Source organism: Okeania sp. (assembly GCF_983059655.1).
This window is the reverse complement of record NZ_CEZPJD010000421.1, coordinates 1-6,734: the sequence shown is the minus strand read 5'-3', so window position 1 is coordinate 6,734 and position 6,734 is coordinate 1. Positions and strand designations below refer to the sequence as shown.

The window sequence follows — 6,734 nt, the reverse complement described above, 5'->3', positions numbered from 1 at the left end:
TCCTATATTGTTTATAGTGAACAATTCTCTATATTTTCATCCTATAATCACTTAAGCTTTTAACTTTATATAATCTTAAAAATTGGATTAAGTTTAAATTTATGTGATACGGCAGTCTTATTTGAGTTGTGAGATATTGATTTTAGGGAATAAGAAACAAGGAATGAGAAACACCGAAGCAATAAAATTATCACAAATGATTTAGGATTGGGGCGTTGATGATTTGAGGTATGATATCTGTCCGGATCAGAGCGCGATAGAACTCTATTCCACTGACGCGACCAAAAAACTTTCTACTTAATACTCTTCTTTCTTCCCTTCTGACTCCTGACTCAGTCCTCCTGACTTCTGACTCCTAAGTAGTTAAGATTGATATCATACAATAGTCCAGCAACGCTAGGATTGCTATATGTTATGAAATAGTAACCATTGCTATGAATTAATAACCATGTTTCAATTTATTTATTTTGTAATTCATGCCATACAACCATTTTTGGTTCCTCTCTGTTTTGTCTTTGCTTGGGGATTGATAATTTTAACTGTCTGGAGTGTAATTGGCGCCCTAGTTGATTCTGTCCGTAGAGCGAAACAGATGCACGAAATTCCCTGTGCTAATTGTCTATTTTTTACTGGAGATTATCATCTCAAATGTCCTGTACAACCTAAAGCTGCTCTTTCAGAAAAAGCAATTAATTGTATTGACTATAAACCTAAATCTGTGAGTTGGTATGACCGGATTAATTCCTAATAAAGGGTAAAAAAACAATATGTTTAATTTTCTATAGCAGGGAATAAGAAACAGGGAACAGGGAACAGTTGGAAAAACATGTCCTAGTCTAAAATTCACTATCCGCATCAGTCAAACACCAATTCTTTCTTAGCTATATCTTTTAGTTGAAATAGCTCGAGAAAGTAGAGGAGTTAGGCAATAGCTAGAAATAGTTTTGATGCTTGCTGCTTTTTGATTTGAGGTATATAAACTTAATTTCAAAAAAACAACAGCTTATTCCTGCCCAATATCCAATAATACTTTTAATATTCCCTTCTTCTGAGCATGAGCAAAAGCATCAATTCCTGCCTCTAAAGGATAATGAGCTTGGATTAATGGCCTAACATTAACCTTCTGTTGTGATAAAAGTTCCAATGCAGGTTTAAAAGGTCCGCAACGAGAACCAACCAAAGTAATTTCATCCACCACCAATGACGAAATATCCAAACTCAGATTCCCAGCATAAGTACTTTTGAGGACCAAAATACCACAAGGGCGAAGGGCACGACGAGCGATCGCAAATCCTTCTGGGTTGCCAGTACATTCGACTGCCACATCAAAAGCTCCTGTAATAACCGCATCACCAAACCCAGTTTTAATTCCCCGTTCTTCTAAATTTGCCAGTTTTTCCCGATGACGACCAATAACCAATAACTGACAATCAGTTAAAGCTAAAGTTTGTGCCACCAACTGTCCAAGTTTGCCATCCCCCACTACTAAAACTTTATCTACCGGACAAATTTGTATCTGTTGCTGGATTTCCAATGCTGCTGCTACTGGTTCGGTAAATGTAGCTTCATCGGTTGAGACATTTTCAGGTATCGGATGGAGATTTTTTGCTGGCAAGGTGAGATATTCAGCAAAAGCGCCGTTGCGGTTAACTATTCCCAAAACTGTCCGATTTTCACAATGGGTGGGTTGGTTACTCAAGCAAAAGCGACAATGACCACAAGCAGCATTAATTTCTCCGACAACTCGTCGATTGAGTAAATTTTCGGGTCCTTGTTCGACCACACCAACAAATTCATGGCCGAGGATACCTTTGTAGGGGTAGTAACCTCTAAGAAGTTCTAGGTCTGTATTACAGATACCGGCACGCAAGACCCGGACAAGTGCTTCTCCTTCTGGGGGTTCGGGTGTGGGGAGGTCGGTGCGGAGTTGAAGTTGTTGGTTTTCTAGCCAGATTCCTTTCATTATTTCTATTCTCTTTTTTGAGTAGGTTTGCTTAATTTGATTTTAGCGAGTAGTTTCTTCTGGGTGTCACTAAATTTTTGAATGGTGATGAAACCAGAAGGCAGAAGGGAAGAAGTTTAAAAGCTACTTTACTTTTTGTTACATAGTTAGTTTTTTTCGTGCCTACCTACTTACTACCTCTAATTAGGGCTTGTTGAATAAATACCTTAGCGACAGCTTTGCGTCAGCAAAAGCATTGACTGATATTGGTTGTAGGATTTTTTTGTCTCAAAAAGTGACAGCTTTTCGGTGGCAAGAGCTGCATAAAGCTAGTATTTTGGCAGGCAACGGCGGAAAAATTGGGGGACAATTATTCCAGCTACATATTCTGTAATCCACCATTTCTCCTGACTTCTCCTCCACGGTCGGGGTTAGGGGTGGGTTGACTACTGACTACTGAATACTACGAAGAGCAAAAAGACTAGTGAAACGCAAACCATAATTAAAGAAATTGCATAAAAACTCACTACTAACACTGAAAAGATAAAAAATCAAAAATAGAGCGATCGCTCCAAATACTTAGAGTATGACAAAGTAATCAGAAAATTATCATAATCTTCTGTTTTACTTTCTCCCTGGGAGGGCAAAATTAATTTCAAAAACAAAACTAAATTTTCACCCTTTAACATAAATTATACTAATAAAATTAATTTTTAATATTATTTATCCCAATCAAAATATGCTCATTTTTCGCTAATTATTACAAAATATTTCACGAACTTGCGTTATTTCAGCGATTTGTATCATACTCTGTACATTGAGATATAATGCCTATTTTATAATTAAATTCAAAACAAGACCCTTTCAAGAAGGCTATAACCTTGTATTTACGTTAATTGCATCTCAAATATGCTAATTTTCAGAAGAGTTAGATAACCTCAAAAAAACAAATTTTGAATAAGTATAAATGCCTAAGTAATTCCAGCTATTGACAAATAGTAAATAATAAGAACTTGATTCCTGGCACTCAAGATCAAAATGTGTTTAAGTGCAGAAAAACAAACCTAATTTTTCCACAGCAACAAAAAGTTATTTCAAATCAAATTTAATATTTCCATAGATTAAGCAACACTTTTCTAAATTTCTCTAGAGCTAATATTAAAGAATGGCATTAAAAAGATGAGGCGATCGCTTACCTTAGTAATATCGCTCACTTCAGTAATGATGATGTTCTGAAAAATGCTTTGGGTTTGAGTTATACCTCAAGGGTTTATTGCTGTGCTTCAAGCTGAGTGGGAGGCGATAAAAGATATGGAAATAGAAAAGGAAGTTAAGATTCTGTTGTGTCGATATTAGCTTTTGGGGTACTTTGGGTAAAATTTTTTATTACTACAGATAAAGCGCAATTTGGTGAGGACATCAATAAAGTATGTTAAGGAAAAAAGCTCATAAAGTATTGTGGCAATATCAACAAGGAAAACGGAATTTCCAAGGTGCCAATCTTAGGGGTTTGTCTTTCCAAGGAGAAGATTTGTCTGGTGCAGATTTTAGTTTTGCTGATATTCAGAGTACTAATTTTCGTGGGGCAAATCTAACTGGGGCTAAGTTTTGTGGAGCTAAAGCAGGGTTAGGAAAGCTTTGGGTTTTAGTTACAATTTCCTGTGTTATTGTTTTAATAAAAATTTCTTTTTCTTTTACTATATTAATTTCATATTTTATATCACCATTTTATATAGGTAATCAAGATAAAATTGGTTACTGGATAACCGTAATTGTAGTTTTTATATTTTGGACAACAATTATTTTTAAGGGGATTAAAGCCTCTACTTTGGGTTGTCTTATAATTTTTACCGGAGCTTTTGGCATAGCTTTAAGCTTATCAACTATTGGCTCCAGTGTACTCTCATTCTTGACTTTACGCTTACGCTCACACTCACTATTTCTATTATTCGTATATTTCTTGTATGTAATAATTTTAGGGAAAGATATCACGCCATTACCCACATACATAACTTTAAAATTCACTTCAATCTTATTTCCAGTTTTTTTCTTCCTTTTGACATTAGCTTTTGACTACTTAACCAGGAATAGAATAGCTTATTTCTTGGCTTTTTTTACAGCCATATATTTATTATTACCGTTACCCTACTTTAAAGAAAGTATAACCTTTCCTTTTGATGTAGTTCAAATATGTCTAAGTATTTACATTTCTCGTCGAGCATTTAAAGGAGATGAAAAATATGGCCTAATTCGTAGCATAGCTAATTCATTTGTTACTATAGGTGAAACTTGCTTCAGAGAAGCAAACTTAACTGATAGTAATTTTACTAACGCTATCCTCAAAAATACAGATTTTATGGGGGCGAATATAACTCGTACCTCATGGAAAAATACTAAACTAGATAATATTCAAGCAGGAGGAACTTATCTAATAGATGCAAAAATTAGAAAGCTAGTTAACATAGGTGGTGAAAACCAGAACTTCAATTCTTTTAACTTACAAGAATTTAATTTTCAAGGTATAAATTTAACCAATATCAGTTTCATCAAAACTAACCTAAGATTATCTAATCTAAAAGAAGCTACTCTTTTTAATGCCAAGTTACAAGAAACACTTTTAGATCGAGCTGATATCACTAGAGCTAATCTTAGTGGTGCTGAACTTGTAAAAGCTCAAATAGTAGAAACTAACTTGAGTGGAGCAAATCTTAATGGAGCAAACTTAAAAGAATCTATAGCTATAAAAGCCAACTTTGAAGAAGCAAATTTAACAGGTGCTTGTATAGAAGATTGGCATATTAACAAAGAAACTAATCTCAAAAATGTAAAATGTGACTATATATTCTTGAAATCAACTTGGAATGAAAAACAAAAAAAGTATGTTTTTGAAGAACGTCGCCCACATCAAGAAGATACTTATTTTGCTCCTGGACATTTCGAGAAATTAATTAGAAAATCCCAAGAAACAGTTGATTTAATATTTAGTAACGGTATTGATTGGAAAGCATTTATAATCTCCTATGAACAATTAAAAATTGAAGCAGGGAAAAATACTTTACCCATTTCAGCAATTGAGGATAAAGGAGATGGAACTTTTGTTATCAGAATTGAAGCTTCACCCGAACTAGACAAAGGCAAAATTGAAAGGTCATTTAAAGCTAAATACAAAAAACAGTTAAAACTTAAGGAACAACAATATCGTCAAGAATTAAATCTTAAGGATAAAGATATAGAATCTTACAAAAGAGAAAATACCAGATTAGATAAAATTATTGGACGTATAACAAGTCAACCAATTCAAATTAATCAAAATCAAGGAAATTCAATCATGTCAGGCGATCAATTTAATATAAAAAAAAATCATGGTTTAGCTAGCAACAAGGGGGGAATTGAAAGCTCAAAAATTGCCCCTACAATTAATGAAAATAATCAGAGTATTAGCGGACAAAATAACACAACAACTCAAAGTAACAATACCTCATTCAAGCAAAGTCAAATTTCTCCAAGTTCTGAACAACAAAATTTAGATGAAGTAGTGGCAGAACTCAAAAAAATTATCCAAAGATTAGAACAACCCAACTCTACAGAAACTACAACAGGTCAAATGGTTTTAGCTGCTCAAACTATTGAAGTAGTCGAGAAGAATCCTACCCTCAAACAACGAGTTATTGGAGTATTGAAAGGAGCAGGAACAGAAGCATTTAAAGAAGCTCTCGACCATCCAGTTGTTAATGTTTTAGTTGCAGGAGTTCAAGGTTGGGTTGAGCCTTAATATCATGTCCAGTAGGATTTTAGGATAATTAGAAAGAAATATGGAACTTAAAGGAAAAATCGGGCGCTTGATATATCTGCACCTTTTCCTTCGACTACTATAATTTATAGCTATAAGATTGGAAAATTAAAATTATGGATACTATTAAATTAAACCTCAACAAAATTATTGAATTTACAAACGAACAATTTTTTCAACTATGTCAAAATCATCCAGATTATCAATTTGAGCGTACAGTAAAAGGAGAATTAATTATTATGCCACCCACTGGCGGAGAAACAGGTAAAAGAAACTTTGAACTTGCTGTACAATTAGGAATTTGGAATAAACAAAATAAATTGGGAGTAGCTTTTGATTCTTCCACTGGTTTTACACTTCCTAATGGTGCAGACCGCTCTCCTGATGCGGCTTGGATTGAACAAGAAAGATGGGATAATTTAACCGTCGAACAAAAGGAAAAGTTTATTCCTTTATGCCCTGATTTTGTGGTTGAATTACGTTCAAAAAGTGATGGTTTGAATAAGCTGCAAGAAAAAATGCAAGAATATTTAGATAACGGGGTAAAATTAGGCTGGTTAATTGACCGAAAAAATCAGCAGGTAGAAATTTATCGGCCTAATCAAACTTTGGAAATTATCAAAAATCCAACAAATTTATCTGGGGAAAATATTCTTCCTGGATTTGTTTTAGATTTGTCAGATATTTTGTAGAAGTAGTGATAATGAATAAGCCATACAACAAACTTAACAGCAACAAAGCCAAAAAAAAACAATAAATAAGGTGTTGAAATACCTATTTATTGCCCATGTTTCAATAGTCAATTTGACGCTAAGTAAGGAGTTAGTAGCTAAACTCCTACAACTAGAAATACTTCTTGCTTCTTGCTTCTTGCTTCTTCCTTCCTCCTTTACAATAAATCCTTAAACTTAGGATGATTAGCCAAACTCTTCAAAACTTGCTTAATATCCTGAGACCGCTCCTTTTTCACAATCAAAGTCACATTCCCATCCCTAACAACAA

The 6,734-nt window shown here is 34.1% G+C and carries 5 protein-coding genes and 1 pseudogene; 3 read left to right on the top strand and 3 right to left on the bottom strand.

Translation table 11 applies throughout. The annotated features are described in order from the left end of the window. Positions 1-448: 448 nt before the first annotated feature. Positions 449-748 (top strand): hypothetical protein, encoded by a 300-nt coding sequence (locus AC3DU7_RS20855; RefSeq protein ID WP_488041219.1) that lies wholly within the window; start codon positions 449-451, stop codon positions 746-748. Positions 749-1,003: 255 nt separating this feature from the next. On the opposite strand, the gene AC3DU7_RS20850 is transcribed toward AC3DU7_RS20855, so the two are convergent. Beyond that, complete coding sequence (locus AC3DU7_RS20850; RefSeq protein WP_488041218.1) at positions 1,004-1,963, bottom strand: MDR/zinc-dependent alcohol dehydrogenase-like family protein; 960 nt, start codon at positions 1,961-1,963, stop codon at positions 1,004-1,006. A gap of 530 nt (positions 1,964-2,493) precedes the next feature. After that, entirely contained in the window at positions 2,494-2,631 is a 138-nt protein-coding gene (locus tag AC3DU7_RS20845) for a hypothetical protein (protein ID WP_488041217.1), read from the bottom strand. A 740-nt stretch (positions 2,632-3,371) separates the two neighbouring features. Here AC3DU7_RS20845 and AC3DU7_RS20840 point away from each other — a divergent pair. Beyond that, positions 3,372-5,714 (top strand): pentapeptide repeat-containing protein, encoded by a 2,343-nt coding sequence (locus AC3DU7_RS20840; protein WP_488041216.1) that lies wholly within the window; start codon positions 3,372-3,374, stop codon positions 5,712-5,714. Between the two features lie 134 nt (positions 5,715-5,848). Further along, the gene (locus tag AC3DU7_RS20835) at positions 5,849-6,424 is read left to right on the top strand and encodes a Uma2 family endonuclease (protein ID WP_488041215.1); all 576 of its coding nucleotides are present in this window, start codon (positions 5,849-5,851) and stop codon (positions 6,422-6,424) included. A gap of 197 nt (positions 6,425-6,621) precedes the next feature. Here the strand turns inward: AC3DU7_RS20835 and AC3DU7_RS20830 are convergent. Continuing rightward, positions 6,622-6,734, bottom strand: a pseudogene (locus AC3DU7_RS20830) (mannose-1-phosphate guanylyltransferase); the annotation flags it as partial.